Raw genomic sequence first — 19,057 nt, 5'->3', positions numbered from 1 at the left:
CCTGTAGGAGCTGCCGCAGGCTGCGATCTTTTTCCTGAAAGCGCAAAAGATCGCAGCCTCAATCAGTTCCTACAAGGGCTTCAGATACAACAGCACGTAATCGTTCTTGTCGAAACGCCCCGTCAGCACCGGTTGCAGGCTGGCCAGCGAGGTGCCTTGCAGCGATTGCAGGTCCTTGCTGTCCATCATCAGCCAGGCCGGGGCTTTGAGGGCTTCGAGTTGCTGGACTGTTTCGGTGAACTGCGGTTGCAGATCCTGCTCGACGTTGACCATGAACTTGATCGCCTTGGCGTCTTTGCCCATGCCGTGCAGCACCAGCGGGGCCGGGTTCTGCTGCACCTGCGCGAAGGCAGCACGACTGAAGGCCTGCGTGTCGTACAGACGTCGCTCTACCGGTTCGAACACCGCGGCATACACCGTCCACAACGCCAATACCGAGCACAGCGCCAACACTTCGGCCCGCCAGCGCGGGACCATCAGGCGCGACAACGCGAGCAATTGCAGAACGCCGAGCACGACCAGCACCAGGGTGATGCCGTCCAGCTGCTCGGGAAAACGGCGCTTGGCAACCAGCAGGGCCACCATCAACAGCCCCGGTGTCACCAGCCAAATGCCTTGAATTACCCCACGCAATACGCGGAACACTCGTCCGTGCAGCACCTGAAACGGGTACGCCGCGATGATCGCCGCCATCGGCAACATCGGCAGCAGGTAACGCGCCTTCTTCGCCTGTGGAATCGACAGACCGACCATGACGATCAGCCCGGCGGCCGCACAGTATTGCACCAGACGCAAGGCCGGCCCGCGCTGATGCGGCTTGCTCAGCCAGGTCGCGGCCAACGCCAGAATCGCCAGCGGATACGCCAGTGCGTAGTTGCCGATGGAGCTGGTGAAGTAATACAGCGAACCACTGACGCCCTCACTGCCGTCCATGCGCCCCATGAACTGCATGCGGATCACGTCCTGCAGGAAGGCTTCGCCACCGCTGAGTTTCGCCAGCCACAACAGCAGGCTGACACACGCTGCGAGTAACACAGAAGCGATCACGCCGAACACGAAGAGGCGTTTCCACTCACGGTTGAGCAGGTAGTAACTGCAGAGCATGCCGGTCGGTACCACCAGGCCGATAGGCCCGCGAATCCCGAAGCCCAGCAACAGCAGGACAAAGATCAGCGGCCAGCGCCGGCGCGAGCCGAAGTGGTCGTGTGCGTAGCCGAGGTAAAACACCGACAGCGCCACGGCGGCGAGCATCAGGTCTTGCGACACCGCGCGCACTTCGGTGACGAAGGTACTGGTGAGCATCAACAGCGCGATGCTGATCAGGGCCCAGCGTTGCGAATGCACCGCCAGCAACCGATACATCAACGTCACGATCACGCCGCCGGCAATCGCGCTCGGCAGCCATGCCGTCAGGGTGTTGATCGCGCCGAAGGGCAACGACAACAGCCAGATGAACAGCGTCGAGAGCGCTGAATAGTCGGCGTAAGGTTGACCGTATGTGGTCGGGAATACGGTCGGCCCGTGTCTCAGCATTTCCTGGGCAAACAGTACGAACCGTGAATCGAAGCCAATGGGAGCCTGTCCGTAAACCCCGGCTATGAACAGCAACAGCGCCAGCAGCCCTGCGATCAGGGACTGCCGGCGGATGACAGGCGACAACGTGATCAAGCGACGTCCGCTTTGTTAGGCCACTGTTGCAGCGGGATCGGCAGTTTGCGCGAATCGCCACGGCCGATCGGGAAGTACTTGAAGCCGTTGCGTGCCAGACGCTCGGCGTCGTACAGGTTGCGGCCGTCGAAGATCACCGGGGCTTTCAGGCGTTGCTCGATCAGGTCGAAGTCCGGCGCCTTGAACTGCTGCCATTCGGTGCAGATGATCAGCGCATCGGAACCCGCCAGCACCGATTCCGGAGTGCCCATCAGCATCAGTTTTTCTTCGTTCGGATACAGATGCTGGGTTTCCTGCATCGCTTCCGGGTCGAACGCGCGAACGCTGGCGCCAGCAGCGAACAACGAATCGAGCAGTACACGGCTCGGCGCGTCGCGCATGTCGTCGGTGTTTGGCTTGAACGCCAGGCCCCACAGGGCGAAGGTCTTACCGCGCAGATCACCCTTGTAGAAGGCGTTGATGCGGTCGAACAGCTTGTGCTTCTGCCGCTCGTTGATCGCCTCGACCGCTTGCAGCAGGTCGCTGGAGCAATGCGCCTGTTCGGCACTGTGGATCAGCGCGCGCATGTCTTTGGGGAAGCACGAACCGCCATAACCGCAGCCGGGGTAGATGAAGTGGTAACCGATGCGCGTGTCGGCACCGATGCCCTGACGCACCGACTCGATGTCGGCGCCCAGGTGTTCGGCCAGTTCGGCGATCTGGTTGATGAAGCTGATCTTGGTCGCCAGCATGCAGTTGGCGGCGTATTTGGTCAGCTCGGCGCTGCGCAGGTCCATGAACATGATGCGGTCATGGTTGCGGTTGAATGGCGAGTACAGGTCGCGCATCACATCGCGCACTTCGTCACCTTCGCAGCCGATGACGATGCGGTCCGGACGACGGCAGTCGGACACCGCCGAACCTTCCTTGAGGAATTCCGGGTTGGAGACGATATCGAACTGCAGCTCACGACCGGCCTTGTCCAGTGCGGCTTGAATGTGTGCACGCAGGGTGTCGCCGGTGCCGACCGGTACGGTGGATTTCTCCACCAGGATCAGCGGCTGCTCACGGTGGCGCGCCACGGCGTCACCCACCGACAGCACGTATTTCAGATCGGCCGAGCCGTCTTCGCTGGACGGTGTACCGACGGCGATGAACGCAACACGACCGTGCTGTACGGCAAGTTTTTCATCGGAGGTGAAATGCAGGCGGCTGGAGTCCAGGCCTTCGCGCACCAGGCTCGACAGGCCCGGTTCGAAGATGCTGACGTGACCCTGACGCAGCAGTTCGACTTTCTTCTGATCGATGTCCATACACACGACGTCGTGACCGACTTCGGCCAACACGGCGGCCTGCACCAGACCGACATAACCGCTACCAAATACTGTGATTTTCATGGAGCACTCCTGAATTCGGGCGCACGAGACGGACGAGTGTTAATAGTGATGACCCCGAGCATGACCAGTGCCACGCCCAGCGATTTAGTGAAACTGAACGATTCGTTGAACAGCGGCAGACTGGCCGCCAGCAGGTACACCAGCGCGTAGCTGATGCTCAATAGTGAATAAGCCCGGCCCAGCGGCAGATCGCGCAATGCCGCGAGCCAGCAGAGCATCGACAGGGCGTAGGCGAAAATCGCCGCCACCACCACGGCCAGTGCCGACAGATCGACACTGCCGGCGCTCAGCGCCGTCAGCCATTGTTCCGGTTGCGGCAGGCGCGTCATGCTCCAGCGCATGCCCAGTTGGGCGCCACTGACCAGCATTACGCTGCCCAGAGCAAAACCGATTCCACGAGCCTGGTTCATGACTGTTGCCCCAGCAAAACCACGCCGCCGATCACCAGCGCCACGCCCAGCCAATGCTGGCGGTCGATGGGCTCGCGAAAGACGAAGCGGGCAATCAGGGTGATCAGCACGAAGTTGAGGCTGAGCATCGGGTAAGCGATGCCCACTTCAAGACGTTGCAACACCAGCAGCCAGACCAGTAGCCCGCTACCCAGCGAAAACAGCGCCAGCCACAACCACGGCGAACGCAGTTTGTCGGCCCAGGACGAATCAACGCCGCGCCAGCTCTCCACGGCGAATTTCTGCGCGACTTGCCCCAGGCACGTCAGCAGACACGCCGTCAGTAACAGCAACCAACTCATGACGGATCCTTGGGCAGCACCATGATCACCAGATTGCCCGATTCGTAACGGGTACCGTCCTTGGGCAGCAGATCCAGCTCTTCGAGCTCGTCCTGGCCCTTGACGCGCATCAGCACACCGACCGATCCGCTGCGGCGCGCTTCGCGTACCCATTGTTGAACGTTGTCCTTGGTGAGTCGGCGTTCAGCGCCTTCCGGGTAGGACAGACCGTATTTGAGTTCGCCGACCGTGTTGTACAGCGCGACCTCTGGTTGTTTCATGCGCCAGGCCAGCGCTGCCGCCGCACCCAGATCATTGCTCAGCAGGTGCGTGGTGCCGGACAGTTCGGTGACATGGTGCCGGATGAACTGATCCGGGGTTTTGTTGGCCACCACCGACTTGGGCAACGCCGCCGGCAGGATCCCGGCCAGTAACAGACTGCCCAGCGCCGGCGCCGCCCAGCACTGCAACGGCAGGAACGCTTGCGCCAGGTTGGCGATGATCCAGCCGATCAGGGCGATGAACACCAGCACCAGGCTGTGCAGTTCGTGGTCGTACACCGGTTTGTTCAGTTGCAGGTAAACCAGTGCGATCAGGGTGACCACACCCAGCAGCAGGTTCAGCAGACCGTTGATCCCCAGCGCCCGACCTTGTTCCAGACGCAAGCGATCAGCCAGCGCATTACCCAGCAGCAGTGCCAATGGCAACAGGCACGGCAGAATGTAGGTCGGCAGCTTGCCGTTGCTCAGGCTGAAAAAGCCCAGCGGCAGCCACAACCACAACAACAGAAAGACCATGTTCGGCTGGGCCCGGGTTTGCCAGGCTTGCTTGAACGCGGTCGGCAACAGGCCAACCCACGGCAGGCTGAACGCCACCAGCAGCGGCAGGTAAAACCACCACGGTGCATCGTGCTGCGCATCGTCACCGGCAAAGCGGCGAATGTGTTCGTGCCAGAAGAAAAACCGCCAGTAATCCGGCTCCTGCGCGTGCACCGCCAGTGCCCACGGCAAGCTGACGATGATCGCGATGGCAATCGCCACCGGACCGAACACCAGTAGTTCACGCCAGCGTTTCTGCCAGAGCATCCACGGCAACGCGATCAGTACCGGCAGCAACCAGGCGAGAAAGCCCTTGGTCATGAAACCCATGCCGCAGGCCAGCCCCAGCAGCGCCCAGGCGCCCAGACGGTGCCCGGTGCTTTTGCTGTCAAGCGCAAACCACAGCGCCACCAGGCTCAGGTTGACCCAGAAGGTGAATTGCGGATCGAGGTTGGCGTACCCGGCCTGACCGGCGACGACTGTAAAGCTCATGTAGAGCAGGGCGCAGACGAAGCTCTTGCGCGGATCGTTCCATAACCTGCGCGCGACCAGGTAGGCCAGCAGCACACTCAACGCCGTGCTGAGTGCCGAGGCGAAGCGCACGCCGAACAGGTTCTGTCCGAACAATTCCTGGCCGATGGCGATCATCCAGTAGCCGGCAATCGGTTTCTCGAAATACCGCAGCCCCATGAAATGCGGCGACACCCAGTTGCCACTGAGCAGCATGTCCTGGCTGATCTGTGCGTAGCGGGTTTCGTCGGGGATCCACAGGCCATGGGTGCTCAACGGCAACAGATAGGCCAGCAGACAAAGGCCGACCAACAGCGGCAGTGCCCAGCGTCTGGTCATGCGCCTTGCACTCCCAGCCAGCCTTCACGGCCTTCGAGCACACCGCGTTGCACGCGGCCCACGGGCAGGGTGTTGAAAAACTCGGGCAACAAGTCGCCCAAGGGTTTGAAGTCAATATTGCGCTGGCGTGCATCGGCCAGCAATTGACGAAAGTCCTGAGCCATCAGAATCCCTTCTACTTCGGCATGAATGGTGTAGACGTTGAGTGCTTGCGCCTGGAACCGGTCGAGGATGAAGGCGTTGAAGTCCTTCGCCGCCACGTGCGGGCCGACGACTTCGTCGAAGGTCGGCAGGTCCACCGGAATCTGCGGAGTGCCCAGCGAACCGTCCGCCAGCAGCGGACGGAACAGGCTCTGCCCGCGGCAATCGCTGTTATAGCGAAAGCCGAAGGTCTGCTTGGCCTCGATCACGCGCTCGTCCGCACGCCAACCGGCGGCGGCCGAACACTGGATCTTTTCGCCGAGGATGTCGCTCAAGGTGTCGACGCCGCGCCGGATCTGTTCGATCAGTTGCGCGTCGCTCCAGCGCCCGGCGTTGGCCTGCCAGCCATGGTGATCCCAGGCGTGCAGGCCGACTTCGTGACCGGCGTCCCGGGCCTGACGCATCAGGTGCCCGAGATCACGGCCAATCGGTTTGCCGGGCCAGGCAGTGCCGGCCAGCAAAATGTCCCAGCCGTAGAGGCCGGCAGCGTTGGAGCGCAGCATTTTCCAGAGGAACTGCGGGCGGATCAGGCGCCACAGATGTCGACCCATGTTGTCCGGGCCGACACTGAAGAAAAACGTTGCCTTGACCTGCGCCTCGTCGAGCATCTCCAACAGTCGCGGCACACCTTCACGGGTGCCACGGTAGGTGTCGACATCGATACGAAGACCTGCCTGCATTACTTCTTGTCCGCGATTTCGAGCATGGCTTCACGCAGGAAGAAGTCCAGGGTGTTGCCGATGGTCTCGCGCATTTCCACGGTCGGCTCCCAGTTCAGCAGGCGCTTGGCGTTGGCGATGCTTGGCTTGCGGTGTTCCACGTCCTGGTAACCGGCACCGTAGAACGCCTTGCTTTCCACGTCGCGGAAACCGGCGAACGGAGGGAAGTTGTGACGCAGCGGGTGCGCTTCGAACTGACGCAGCAGCTCTTCGCCCAGTTGACGGATGCTGGCCTCGTTGTCCGGGTTGCCGATGTTGATGATCTGGCCGTTGCAGACATCGTTGTCGTTGTCGATGATCCGCGCCAGGGCTTCAACGCCGTCAGCGATGTCAGTGAAGCAACGCTTCTGCTCGCCACCGTCGAACAGACGGATCGGCGTACCTTCCACCAGGTTGAGGATCAACTGGGTGATGGCGCGGGAGCTGCCGATACGCGCCGAATCCAGACGGTCCAGACGCGGGCCCATCCAGTTGAACGGACGGAACAGGGTGAAGTTCAGGCCCTTGGCGCCGTAAGCCCAGATCACGCGGTCCAGCAGTTGCTTGGAAACCGAGTAGATCCAGCGCTGCTTGTTGATCGGGCCAACGATCAGGTTCGAGCTGTCTTCGTCGAAGTTCTTGTCCTGGCACATGCCATAGACTTCCGAAGTCGACGGGAAAATCACGCGCTTGTTGTACTTGACGCAGTAGCGAACCAGTTTCAGGTTTTCTTCGAAGTCCAGCTCGAATACGCGCAGTGGGTTGCGGGTGTATTCGATCGGGGTGGCGATGGCCACCAGCGGCAGGACCACGTCGCACTTCTTGATGTGGTACTCGATCCACTCGGAGTGAATGCTGATGTCGCCTTCGACGAAGTGGAAGTTCGGGTGGCTGCGCAGACGCTCGATGGCGTCGGAGCCGATGTCCAGACCGTAGACTTCGTAGCGGTCGTCACGCAGCAGACGCTCGGACAGGTGGTTACCGATGAAACCGTTGACGCCCAGGATCAGTACGCGAGTACGACGTGGCGCACGACCGGATTCGGCACCGCGCAGCAGCGAGCCATCGACCAGACCCAGTTCGTTGGCCAGTTGCGGGCCGCTGAGGTACAGGCCGTTGTCGTTGCGCTGACCGGCGTTGATCACCAGCGAGTCCTGACCGCAGGCAATGCGCAGCGGATCGACGCTGATCACGCGGCCTGGCGCCTGACCTTCGTTGCCCTTGACGACTTCAGCGCTCCAGACGATCAGCTTGTGTTCGCCCACGGCGCAGAACGCGCCCGGGTAAGGACGGGTGACGGCGCGCACCAGGTTGAACAGTTCTTCTGCCGGTTTGGCCCAGACCAGTTTGCCGTCCGCCGGCGTGCGACGACCGAACACGGTGGCTTTCGATTCGTCTTGCGGAGTTTCAGTGATCTTGCCTTGCAGCATGTTCGGCAGGGTGTCGCGCAGCAGGTCGCTGGCGGCGGTGCGCAGTTTGGCGTGCAGGGTCAGGCCGGTATCACTGCGCTCGATGGCAACGCGCTGCTGGGCAACGATGGCGCCGGCATCAGCGCGCTTGACCATGCGGTGCAGGGTAACGCCGGTTTCGGTTTCGCCGTTGACCAGCACCCAGTTCGCCGGAGCGCGGCCGCGATAGCGTGGCAGCAGCGAACCGTGCAGGTTGAACGCGCCTTTTTTGGCCAGGGCCAGCAGTGGTTCGCTCAGCAGGTTGCGGTAGTAGAAGGAGAAAATGTACTCCGGGTCCAGCTTGGCGATGCGCTCGATCCACAGTGGGTGGTTGGCGTCTTCCGGGGCGTGGACCGGGATGCCTTTGTTGGCGCACAGCTGGGCAACCGACGCATAGAACGCGTTTTCTTTCGGATCGTCGGCGTGAGTGAACACTGCTGCAATGTCAAAGCCGCTGTTGAGCAGGGCTTCAATGCCGGCGCAGCCAATATCGTGGTAGGCGAAGACAACAGTTTTTGCACTCATGAGAGAACCTGATCGGAAGTGGAAGAAGTAGCGGTAGAAGAAAGACCATCAACGGTGACGGCAGGGGCCGGATCGGCCGGCTGGCTGCGCAACACCTTTTCGATGAAGAAACGTGGACGGGCGCGCACATCGCTGTACATGCGGCCGAGGTATTCACCCAGCAGCCCCATGCCGATGAACTGACCACCGGTGAACACGAACAGTACGGCGAACAGCACGAAGGTACCGTCACCGGCCCAACCGGCACCGAAGGCCAGACGCAAGACAATCAACGCAATCGCGAACAGCACGCCCAATCCGGCCATGGCGAAGCCGACGATGCTCAACAGACGCAGCGGGGTGGTGGTCATGCAGGTGACCAGATCGAACATCAGGTTGATCAGGCGCATCGGGCTGTATTTCGAGTCACCGTGTTCACGCTCGGCGTGGGCCACGACGATTTCGGTGGTGTGACGGGCGAAGCTGTTGGCCAGGATCGGGATGAACGTGCTGCGTTCGCGGCAGGCGAGCATCGCGTCGATGATGGTGCGGCGGTAGGCGCGCAGCATGCAGCCGTAGTCGCTCATGGCGACGCCGGTGGAGCGTTGCACGGCGAGGTTGATCAGCTTCGAAGGATAACGGCGCAGCGCCGAGTCCTGACGATTGCCGCGCACGGTGCCGACCACGTCGTAACCTTTTTCGGCTTCGGCCACCAGCCGGGGGATTTCCTCCGGCGGGTTCTGCAGGTCGGCATCGAGGGTGATCACCACGTCGCCCTTGCACTGTTCGAAACCGGCCATGATCGCGGCGTGCTGACCATAGTTGCGGTTGAGAATGACCGCCACGAACGGGCTGTTTTCACGCCCGGCGGCTTCTTCGAGCATGTTCGCCGATTCGTCGCGGCTGCCGTCGTCGACCAGCACGATTTCGAAATCGTGATTCAGTTGGCGGCAGGCCGCCTCGGTACGACGCAGCAGCTCGGGCAGGCTTTCCTGTTCGTTGTAGACCGGGATGACGATCGACACGCTACGGATTGGATAAGGTTTCACAGGCGTTTTTCCATGATGTGTGCGATGGCACCGACCACCCGGTCAAGGTCTTGACCGGTCATGTCGGGGAACAGCGGAATCGAGCACAGCCGCGCCGAGTTCCATTCGGTGTTGGGCAGGTACAGGTCGGGGTCACGCTGGCGATACCAGGTGTGCAGGTGGGTGGCGATGAAATGGATACCGGTGCCGATGCCCTGATCCTGCAACGCCTTCATGAAGGCTTCGCGATCCATGCCGCAACGCTCGCTGTCGATGCGCAGGATGAACAGGTGCCAGGCGTGTTGCTGGGCATAGGCGGGCAGGGCCAGCGGTTGCACCGGCAGGCCTTCGAATTTTTGCAGGTAGCTGGTGGCCAGTTCGGTGCGCCGGGCGTTGATTTCGTCCAGACGTTGCAGCTGCACCAGGGCAATCGCGGCGTTGATGTCGGCCAGGTTGTACTTGAAGCCCGGTTCCATCACTTGCGCCTGCGGCTTGCGGCCACCGGTCAGACGGTCATAGGCGTCAACGCCCAGGCCGTGGAATTTGAGCATGCGCACGCGGCTGGCGAGCGCTTCGTCGTCGGTGACGAACATCGCGCCTTCGGCACAGGTCATGTTCTTGATCGCATGGAACGAGAAGATCGCCGTGCCTTGCGAACCGACGTGGCGCCCCTTGTAGCGGGTGCCGGCGGCGTGGGCGGCGTCTTCGATGACCGGGATGCCGTGCTTGTCGGCCAGGGCATACAGCGGATCGAGATCGAATGCAGCACCGGCGTAGTGCACTGGAATGATTGCCTTGGTTCGCGGGGTGATGGCCGCTTCGATGCGCGCAGCGTCGGTCATCAGCGTGTCGCGGTCGACATCGACAAACACCGGTTTGGCGCCCAGCAGGGAGATCATGTTGGCGGTCGAGACCCAGGTCTGCGACGGGGTGATGACTTCGTCGCCCGGGCCGATGCCCAGGGCCAGCAGCGTGATGTGCATGCCGCCGGTGGCCGAAGACAAGGCCACCGCGTGCTTGCAACCCACGTACTGCGCAAACTGCTCTTCGAGTGCCTGGTTTTTCGGCCCCGTGGTGATCCAGCCCGAGCGCAACACCTGCTCGACAGCGGCAATTTCCTCATCGCCAATACTTGGGCGGGAGAAGGGGAGAAACGCCTGACTCATGGGCACCTCATTGCAAAAAATAAAAGGATGGACTCACGTAACTGTTGGATCCAACCACAGCGTAGACACAGAAAAGCGCTCCTGCATCAATAACTTGGCAAAAAAAGCATGACGTCGGGGATTGATTGACTTTTCACGATTTGCCCGGCAGGTTGGGGCATAGCCACTACCGAACCTATGGGAATTAAGGTTATGCCGGTTTTTGTGAAAGGAACATGAAAAACCGGTTGGCGAATCGTTTATCTGTCACTTATACAGCCGCTGTTCAGGCTTCTGCCGTCCATCGCAGTTTTTTGTCGGACAGTGCCGCTCAAGTACCTTCTTTACTTCAAGTACATTGCATTTGTTAGTTGTTGTAGTGCTGTACGTTTTTTACTCAAGGTTTAACGTTTGATTGATTTAGTTGCTGCAACCCCCGACGCTCCAAAAACCAACCCGATGAGCCTGTACCTCGCGCGTTTGGCGCCCTCCAGCCAACTGACCATGCGTTACGTGCTGCAAGATGCGGCCGATCGCCTGGGCTTTGAAGACATGAATGTCGAAGAGATTCCCTGGCATGCCTTGCAGCCGGAAGATGTTGTTGCACTGGTCGCTGCATTGCGCGCAGACAACTACGCACCGAACACTTCTTCGTTGTATGTGAATGCGGTGCGCGGGGTGATGAATGAGGCCTGGCGCATGAGTCTGATCAGCCAGGAACATCTGTTGAAGATGCGCTCGGTCAAGGGCATTGCCGGCACGCGGCTGTCTCAGGGGCGCAATCTCAAGCGCACGCTGATTCACGAATTGATGGAAGTCTGCGCCGCCGACCCACGCCCGCAGGGCTTGCGTGATGCAGCAATCATCGCGCTGCTGTACGGTACCGGTATGCGCAAGTCGGAATCGGTGGATCTGGACCTGAATCAGGTCGACTTCAGCGAGCGCAGCCTGTGCGTCACCGCCAAGGGCAACAAGCAGTTGATCAAGTACGCGCCGGCATGGGCTTTCAGCAAGCTCGATGCATGGCTCGAACTGCGCCGCTCGCAGCTCAAGGAAGGCGAGAGCGACGATGCCTTCCTGTTCAACCGTATTCGCCGTGGCAGCCACATCACCCGCGAGCGGATCACCAAGCATGCGATCTACTACATCGCCCGCCAGCGCGGCACGCAGGTCGGGGTGAAGATCATGCCCCACGATTTCCGTCGCTCGTTCATCACTCGGGTGATCGAGGAGCACGACCTGTCGATCGCGCAGAAACTGGCGCATCACAGCAACATCCAGACCACCGCCAACTACGATGTGCGCGATGACAACGAGCGGCGGCGGGCGGTGGATCGCTTCGATCTCTGATCAGCTCAGGCCAAACACATGCGCCGCACCGAGTACCGACAGCTGCACCGCGCTGCCGGCGGGCGGCGCGTGCATGCCGGAGCTGCGCACCAGAATCGAACGGGCCGGATCCTGAGTCGCGGATGAGCTCAGTTCAACGGTCAGGGTGCAGGTGTTGCCGGCAAAATCGCGGTCGGTGACCAGCGCAGGGCAGCTTTGACCGTCAGACGCCACCTCGGCGATTTGCAATTGCTCGGGGCGCAGCATGATCTGCGCGGCGCCGCTGAAGCCGTTGCTGTTCACCGCCACCTGACCCAGATCGCAATGCGCCCAACCCGCCTCGATTCGCGCGGGCAGGACCACCGCTTCGCCGAGAAAGTGCGCGGTCTGTTCATCCTGCGGATAGCGGTAGAGATCCATCGGATGCCCGGACTGCACCAGCCGGCCGCTGCGCATAACCGCCAATTGATCGGCAAACGACAACGCTTCGCTCTGGTCGTGGGTCACCAGAATGGTGGTGACGCCGGCGTCTTCGAGCAGGCGCGCGACCATTTTGCGCATGGCACTGCGCAAACCGGTGTCGAGGGCGGAGAACGGCTCGTCGAGCAGCATCAGCCGTGGTTGCTGCGCCAGTGCACGGGCCAGCGAGACCCGCTGTTGCTGGCCTCCGGACAATTCGTGGGGCCAACGGTTGGCCATGTTGGCGTCGAGGGCGACGCTGTCCATCAATTCAAGGATGCGCTGGGTGCGGGCCGCACCGGTCAGGGCCAGGCCGAAACCGATGTTCGCCGCCACCGTCATGTGCGGGAACAACGCGCCGTCTTGCGGTACGTAGCCGATCTGCCGTTGATAGGCCGGCACTGCGTGACTGCGGTCGACCAGCGTCTGGCCGTTGAGGGTGAGGCTGCCGCTGTCGGGAAACTCGAAGCCGGCGATCATTCGCAACAGCGTGGTCTTGCCGGAACCGGAGGGGCCGACGATCACTGTGCGGCTGCCGGTCGGCACGTTGAGGCTGACGTCGTCGAGCGCCTTTTGCGCGCCGAAGGTTTTACTGAGGTTGAGCAGTTCGAGAGCGTTCATCGGCCAGCGGTACGCCTGGATTGGTGATAGAGAATGGCCGTCAGCGGCAGTGAAAGCAGGATCATCAAGAACGCGTAGGGCGCGGCGGCGGCGTAATCGATTTCGCTGGTCATCGCCCAGAATCCGGTGGCGAGGGTCCGCGTGCCGTTGGGCGCCAGCAGCAGGGTTGCGGTCAGCTCATTGGTGATTGCCAGAAACACCAGCGCTGCACCTGCCGCCGCGCCGGGGGCCGCCAGGCGCACGGTGATCAGCCACAATGCGCGTATCGGCGAGCGGCCAAGGCTTTGTGCGATGTTTTCCAGCTCGACCGGGGCCTGCGCGAAACCGGCACGCATGCTGACCAGTGCTCGCGGCAAGAACATCAGCAGGTAAGCCAGCAGCACGGTGATGGTGGTCTGGTAGATCGGCCGGGCGAAATGGATGGTCACAGTGACCAACGCCAGCGCGACGACAATGCCGGGCAGGGAGCTGGTGATGTAGTTGCAGCCTTCCAGCAAGCGCTGCAGTTTGCCCGGCGAGCGGATCGACAGCCACGCGATGGGAATCGCCGCGACACTGGTCAGCAATGCGCCGGCCACTCCGTAAGACAAGGTCTGCAGCAGCGCCGGCAGCAACTCGTCACCTTCCCAGACCTGCACGCCACCGGCCAGCAGCCAGCGGCCCAGCGTGAGCAACGGCACACCGAGTGCCAGCAGGCAGGTCAAGGTTTGCAGCAATAAAGCCAGGGTTGTCACGCCTCGGCCCAGTTGCACGCTGCGCTGATCCCGGGCGCTGCCGGAACCGACTCGCGCATAGCGGGCGTTGCCACGGGCGGCAGATTCGGCGGTGAGCATCGCCAGACAGCACAGCGCCAGAACGCCAGCGAGCATGTTGGCCGCCGGGCCGTTAAACGTCGATTTGAACTGATCGAAGATCGCCGTGGTGAAGGTGTCGAAACGGATCATCGCGTACAAGCCGTACTCGGCCAGCAAATGCAGACCGACCAACAACGCGCCACCGCAGATTGCCAGGCGCAATTGCGGCAACACCACCCGAAAGAACACCGCCCACGGCTTGAGTCCCAAGGATTGCGCGACGTCTTCAATCGCCGGATCGAGACGGCGCAAGGTCGCGGCAATCGGCAAATACAGAAACGGGAAATAGGCGATCACCGACACCAGCACACCGGCCGGCAGACCGTGGATCGACGGAATCAGGCTGACCCACGCATAACTGTGGACGAACGCCGGCACCGCCAGCGGTGCGACCGCCAGCACTGACCACAAGCGTCGGCCGGGAAGATTGCTGCGCTCGGTCAGCCAGGCCAGGGTGGTTCCGAGCAGGATGCACAGCGGCAGGGTGATCAGCACCAGCAGAACGGTGTTGATCAGCAATTCGCCGACCCGCGGGCGAAATATCAGGGCTTCGATGGTTGCCCAACCGGTGTACCACGCCACGCCGATGACGAACGCAATCGGCAGCAGTGACAGCAATGACACCAGCACCGCCGAGCTCACCACCCACGAACTGCCACGCCCGGCCAGCGTACGGGGCGGGTGAAGGAGGCTGGCGGCGGCCGTCGCAACGGCCGGTGCAGGCAAGGTTTCGGGCATCACTTAGAGCAATCCGGCCTGGGTCATCAGCTCGACGGCTTTTTTGCTGTCGAGGGTCGACGCATCGACTTTCGGCGCGTCGAGGGTTTTCAGCGGAGTGAGCTTCGGATTGGACGGCGCGTCTTTACCCACGGCGTATTCGAAGGAGGTGCCGGTTTCGAGAACTACCTGACCTTCCTTGCTGGTGATGTATTTGACGAACTTCTGCGCTTCATCCTGATGCTTGCTCGAGGCCAGCACGCCGGCGCCGGAGGTACTGACGAACGCGCCCGGATCCTGATGTTTGAAGTAGTACAGCTTGGTGTTTTTGCTGTTTTCGCCGGTCTTGGACTGATCGACGAAGCTGTAATAGTGGTAGATCACACCGCTGTCGATCTGCCCGGCGTTCACCGCTTTGAGCACCGCACTGTTGCCGCGATAGATCGTGGCGTTGGTCTTCATGCCCTTGAGCCATTCCAGCGTGGCAGCTTCACCTTTCTGTTGCAGGACAGCGGCGACGATCGCCTGGAAGTCCGCGCCAGCCGGGGAGGCGGCCCAACGGCCTTTCCAGGCCGGGGTGGCGAGGTCGAGCAGGGATTTGGGCAGGTCTTTTTCAGTCAGTTTGCTTGGGTTGTAGACGAACACGGTGGAACGGGCGGCGATGCCGACCCAATTGCCGTGGGCCGGACGGTAGGCGGAATCGACTTGCTCAAGGGTAGCGGGCGCCAGAGGGGCGAACAGTTTGGCGTTGTCCACCAGCACCATCGCCGGCGAGTTTTCGGTGAGGAATACGTCTGCCGGCGAGGCGGCGCCTTCCTGCACGAGCTGGTTGCCCATCTCGGTGTCATCGCCGTTGCGAATGGTCACCGGAATGCCGGTTTCCTCGGTGAAGCCGGCCACCCAGGCCTTGGTCAGCGTTTCATGCTGCGCGTTGTAGACCACCAGACCCACCGAATCGGCGGCAAAAGCCTGCCCGGTGCCGAGCAACGCAGTGGCCAGCAATGCGCGCTTGAAGAAGGATGGAAAGCGTGGATTCATTCGGGCAGCTCCTGTTTTCAGACGTTATGAGCAAACCCTCGCAGGAAACAATGCGAACGATTTGCAAGTGTCGAGTCGCGGCAATGTAGGGTGGCAAATGAGAAAAAAACGTCAAAGAAGCCGTTAATACTTGTCATTGCCATTCAAATTTACCGCGACTCTCCACTTTTGTCTTAACGTCATTGCTCAGGAGTGGGGGATGTAAGCCACGCTCTGGTCTTCACGCCCGTGGAATAGCTGCTCGCCACGGGTCGGGGTGGTGGTGATGACCTGGTGATCAGCCTTCAGCGCATCCAGTGGCACGGCGTCACCGGAACGATATTGCGCGACGAAGATCGTGCGTTGCGGATCCCAATGTTCCCCGCTGGTCCTTTCCAGCCAGGCGATCAGCGTCGCTGTGTCGCCATTGTGCGGGAAGTCCTCGATCGTTTCCGGCACGTAGTAGAACGGTGCACCACCGGTTTGCAGATACATCGGTACTTTGTTGTCGACCTCGATCATGACCATGCGCCATTGATTCAATGGTGCCTGCTGACTGGCCTGTTCGCGAACCTGCTCGCCGAAGCGGATGACACCGCCGCCGCTGTTGGTCCATGGGTAAAGCACACCCAGTACCGCAGCGAGCAACATAGTAGTGACAGCGAAGCCGATCTTCAGCCCACGGCCTTCGCTGTTGCGGGCGGCCATGCGCCGGGTCACCCACCAGGCACCCAGCAATTGCGCGAAGGGCACCAGCGGCAAGACGTAGTAGCTGCGGCGACTGCCACTGGCGGTGAAGAACAGCATCAGCAGCGCGAGCCCTTGAATCAGCCAGCGGGTATCCGGTTCGATGTGCTTCCAGTGGCGCGCGGCCACCCACAAGGCGATCAACCAGCACGGCGCCCATGGCAGGGTGTAGACCGGCAGGTAGATCAAGTAGGTGTAAATCGGCCCGAACTGATCGAACGGCTGGAAAAACCGCACGACGTTTTCACGCAGCACCAGGCCGAGGCCGCTTTGTTCGTAGTTGGGCGCACCGTAGAGGTGAGACAACAGGAACGGCGCCATGTAAAACGCCCCGGCGATCAAGAGCGCGCCGAACAGTCGCAGGTTCAGGTGACGTTTCCAGCGGTGTTCGCTGAGCAGGTGCGGCAGCAGCACCAGCCCCGGCAGGATGAAACCGATCAGGCCTTTGAACAGCGAGGTCAGCGACAGCAGGCCGAAGAACACCACGTAGCGCCAGAAGCGGGTGTCATCCGGGCCGCGCCAATACCACCAGACGGCCGCCAGCACGCCGCAGACGGTGAGAATGTCGGCGGTGGCGACTCGCGCCCAGAACACGAAATAGAAGGTGGTCGCCAGCATCCAGCCGGCGATCAGCCCGGTGCCTTTGCGAAACAGTTGCTCGCCGAGCAGGTACACCAGCCACACGCTAAGCCACGCGGAAATCACCGAAGACAGGCGTAACGACCAATGTCCCAGTCCGCCAGTGAACCAGGAGGTGGCGGTGATCAGCCAGTACGACAGCAGCGGTTTGTCGTAATAAGGACTGCCCTTGAGATAGGGGTCGAAATAATCGCCGCTTTGCAGCATCTGCAAGGCGATGTTGGCCCAGCGGGTTTCCGGCCCCCACAGCTCGCGACTGCCCAGGCCGAGCAATAACAGCAGGGCAGTCGCCGTCAGCAGAAGCAGCAATTGCCTCCGTTCAGTCCTGGTCCGGGTCATGGCTGGCTCTGGCTGAAGATGAGGATTTCGATCTGGCCACGGCGGTAGTGCTTGCCGTCTATCGGCAACAGCTCCAGTTGCTGCTCGTCAGAGGTGCTGTTGACGCGCATCACCACGCCCACCGAGCCTTTTTTGCGCGCTTCGGTCATCCATTCGCCTACGCCGTCGAGGCTGACCTTGCGTGAGGCCATGGCCGGGTCATCGAGGCCGTACTTGAGCTCGCCAACGGTGTTGAACAGGTCGACTTGCGGGCGGCGTAAACGCCATGACAATGCGGAAGCGGCTCCCAGGTCGTTACTCAGCAACGAGCTGGTTTCGCTCAGTTCCTGCTGATGTTCGGCAATGAACTGATCCGGCATCTTGCTGTTGACGATGGTCGCCGGCATCGCCGCTGGCAGCAATGCGACGAGCAGGCCGATGCCCAACGCCGGCATCGCCCACAGCGCCAGAGGGCGCAAGGCTTGCAGCGATCCGGCAATCAGCCAGCCGAGCAGCACGATATAGCCCAGCGACAGGCTGAACATTTCGGTGTGTTCGTAAATTTCACGGGTCGCTTGCAGATAAATCAGCGCGATCAGTGCGGCGATGGCCAGCACTACGTTGACCACACCGTTGATGCGTAAGACGCGGCCGTTCTGGTCAGCTATCCAGTTCATCACGGTGTAGCCCATCAACAGAGCCAATGGCAGCAGGCACGGCATGATGTAAGTCGGCAGTTTGCCGCTGCTCGCACTGAAAAAAGCCAGCGGCAGCAGGAACCACAAGGCGAGGAAGGCGATTTTCGGATCACGCTTTTCGCGCCAGGTACGCAGCAGCGTCGAAGGCAACAGCAGTGCCCACGGCAAGGTGGACGCAAACAGCAGCGGCAGGTAGAACCACCATGGTCGTGCGTGCTGTGCGTCTTCACCGGCGGCGAAGCGGCGGATGTGTTCGTGCCAGAAGAAGAACCGCCAGAAATCCGGTTCACGGGCATGCACGGCCAGTGCCCATGGCACGCTGACCAGCGCGGCCACCGCCACGGCAACCAGTCCATAACGCACCAGTTCACCGAAGCGCCGTTGCCAGATCATGTAGGGCAGGGCGATCAGCACCGGCAGCATCAGGGCGAGGAAACCTTTGGTCATCAGGCCCATGCCGCAGGCAAATCCCAACAAAGCCCAGCCGCCCAGGCGCGCGCGCGGGGTGTTGCTGTCGATGGCAAACCAGATCGCCACCAGACTCAGGTTGACCCACAAGGTGAACTGCGGATCGAGGTTGGCATAGCCGGCTTGTCCTGCGATCAGGCCGAAGCTCATATAAAGGAGGGCGCACGCGGCGCTGATTCGCGGGTTGTTCCACAGGCGCCGGGCCAACAGGTAGGCCAGCCACACGCTAACCCCGGAGCTGAGTGCCGAGGCGATGCGCACGCCGAACAGGTTTTCACCGAAAATCGCCTGGCCGATGGCGATCATCCAGTAGCCGGCGATCGGTTTTTCGAAGTAGCGAATGCCCATGAAGTGCGGCGCCACCCAGTTGCCGCTCTGCAGCATTTCCTGGCTGATCTGCCCATAACGGGTTTCATCGGGAATCCACAGACCGTGAGTCATCAGCGGCAGCAGATAAAACACCACGAATGCCAGCACCAGACCGGGTATCGCAAAGCGTTCGATCAGGGAGCTCTGGTGGAGGCGCGGCAAATTCAGCGCTGCATGGTGCAGCGGTTTGTTCTCAGACGTCATGACTGGACCTTGGTGCAGTACAAAGTGTGCGTTTCAGTGACGGCCCGGCGATTTCCGTAGCAGGCGCGGCACTGGGTTGAATGAATGCAGAGGCGAGCATGGCCGAGGGGCGTGTCCTGCATTCAGAGAACGGGTCTGCTTCCAGCTTTAAG

General features: G+C 61.3%; 15 protein-coding genes. 1 reads left to right on the top strand and 14 read right to left on the bottom strand.

Translation table 11 applies throughout. From position 1 onward, the window contains the following. Positions 1–69: 69 nt before the first annotated feature. Genes J1G18_RS08560 through arnB form a run of 9 tightly spaced genes read right to left on the bottom strand, consistent with a single transcriptional unit; the run spans position 70 to position 10,486 of the window. Complete coding sequence (locus J1G18_RS08560; protein ID WP_223007469.1) at positions 70–1,668, bottom strand: ArnT family glycosyltransferase; 1,599 nt, start codon at positions 1,666–1,668, stop codon at positions 70–72. After that, complete coding sequence (locus J1G18_RS08555) at positions 1,665–3,044, bottom strand: UDP-glucose dehydrogenase family protein (protein ID WP_134786348.1); 1,380 nt, start codon at positions 3,042–3,044, stop codon at positions 1,665–1,667. The genes J1G18_RS08560 and J1G18_RS08555 overlap by 4 nt, the downstream gene beginning before the upstream one ends. Continuing rightward, entirely contained in the window at positions 3,041–3,454 is a 414-nt protein-coding gene (gene arnF / locus J1G18_RS08550) for a 4-amino-4-deoxy-L-arabinose-phosphoundecaprenol flippase subunit ArnF (protein WP_223007468.1), read from the bottom strand. Before arnF ends, J1G18_RS08555 begins: the two co-directional genes overlap by 4 nt. After that, entirely contained in the window at positions 3,451–3,795 is a 345-nt protein-coding gene (arnE, locus tag J1G18_RS08545; protein ID WP_097089729.1) for a 4-amino-4-deoxy-L-arabinose-phosphoundecaprenol flippase subunit ArnE, read from the bottom strand. The genes arnF and arnE overlap by 4 nt, the downstream gene beginning before the upstream one ends. Beyond that, positions 3,792–5,441: a lipid IV(A) 4-amino-4-deoxy-L-arabinosyltransferase gene (gene arnT / locus J1G18_RS08540; protein ID WP_223007467.1), complete on the bottom strand. Its 1,650-nt coding sequence runs from the start codon at positions 5,439–5,441 to the stop codon at positions 3,792–3,794. The genes arnE and arnT (J1G18_RS08540) overlap by 4 nt, the downstream gene beginning before the upstream one ends. Then, positions 5,438–6,322, bottom strand: a complete 885-nt coding sequence (arnD, locus tag J1G18_RS08535; protein WP_098963996.1) for a 4-deoxy-4-formamido-L-arabinose-phosphoundecaprenol deformylase — start codon at positions 6,320–6,322, stop codon at positions 5,438–5,440. Before arnD ends, arnT (J1G18_RS08540) begins: the two co-directional genes overlap by 4 nt. Continuing rightward, positions 6,322–8,313 carry a bifunctional UDP-4-amino-4-deoxy-L-arabinose formyltransferase/UDP-glucuronic acid oxidase ArnA gene (arnA, locus tag J1G18_RS08530; protein WP_003224731.1) on the bottom strand — a complete coding sequence of 664 codons (1,992 nt, stop codon included), beginning with the start codon at positions 8,311–8,313 and terminating at the stop codon, positions 6,322–6,324. The genes arnD and arnA overlap by 1 nt, the downstream gene beginning before the upstream one ends. Continuing rightward, positions 8,310–9,341 (bottom strand): undecaprenyl-phosphate 4-deoxy-4-formamido-L-arabinose transferase, encoded by a 1,032-nt coding sequence (gene arnC / locus J1G18_RS08525; protein WP_134786352.1) that lies wholly within the window; start codon positions 9,339–9,341, stop codon positions 8,310–8,312. The genes arnA and arnC overlap by 4 nt, the downstream gene beginning before the upstream one ends. Beyond that, positions 9,338–10,486 carry a UDP-4-amino-4-deoxy-L-arabinose aminotransferase gene (gene arnB / locus J1G18_RS08520; RefSeq protein ID WP_027611948.1) on the bottom strand — a complete coding sequence of 383 codons (1,149 nt, stop codon included), beginning with the start codon at positions 10,484–10,486 and terminating at the stop codon, positions 9,338–9,340. Before arnB ends, arnC begins: the two co-directional genes overlap by 4 nt. A 438-nt stretch (positions 10,487–10,924) precedes the next feature. On the opposite strand from arnB, the gene xerC reads away from it, so the two are divergent. Next, entirely contained in the window at positions 10,925–11,815 is an 891-nt protein-coding gene (xerC, locus tag J1G18_RS08515) for a tyrosine recombinase XerC (RefSeq protein WP_027611947.1), read from the top strand. Here the strand turns inward: xerC and J1G18_RS08510 are convergent, their stop codons facing one another. The 5 genes from J1G18_RS08510 to arnT (J1G18_RS08490) form a co-directional block, all read right to left on the bottom strand. Continuing rightward, a complete protein-coding gene (locus J1G18_RS08510) occupies positions 11,816–12,874 on the bottom strand; it encodes an ABC transporter ATP-binding protein (protein WP_223007466.1) in 1,059 nt (352 codons plus the stop codon). Continuing rightward, positions 12,871–14,466, bottom strand: a complete 1,596-nt coding sequence (locus J1G18_RS08505) for an ABC transporter permease (protein ID WP_223007465.1) — start codon at positions 14,464–14,466, stop codon at positions 12,871–12,873. The genes J1G18_RS08510 and J1G18_RS08505 overlap by 4 nt, the downstream gene beginning before the upstream one ends. Before the next feature lie 3 nt (positions 14,467–14,469). Further along, complete coding sequence (locus J1G18_RS08500; RefSeq protein WP_223007464.1) at positions 14,470–15,483, bottom strand: iron ABC transporter substrate-binding protein; 1,014 nt, start codon at positions 15,481–15,483, stop codon at positions 14,470–14,472. Positions 15,484–15,669: 186 nt separating this feature from the next. Further along, a complete protein-coding gene (locus tag J1G18_RS08495) occupies positions 15,670–17,187 on the bottom strand; it encodes an ArnT family glycosyltransferase (RefSeq protein WP_223007463.1) in 1,518 nt (505 codons plus the stop codon). Beyond that, positions 17,184–18,905: a lipid IV(A) 4-amino-4-deoxy-L-arabinosyltransferase gene (arnT, locus tag J1G18_RS08490; protein ID WP_202368132.1), complete on the bottom strand. Its 1,722-nt coding sequence runs from the start codon at positions 18,903–18,905 to the stop codon at positions 17,184–17,186. The genes J1G18_RS08495 and arnT (J1G18_RS08490) overlap by 4 nt, the downstream gene beginning before the upstream one ends. Positions 18,906–19,057: the final 152 nt, after the last annotated feature.

It is taken from the genome of Pseudomonas sp. MIS38, from assembly GCF_019891575.1.
GTDB lineage: Bacteria > Pseudomonadota > Gammaproteobacteria > Pseudomonadales > Pseudomonadaceae > Aquipseudomonas > Aquipseudomonas putida_A.
Note: the sequence above shows the minus strand (reverse complement) of the source record. Positions and strands in the feature narration are given on the sequence as shown.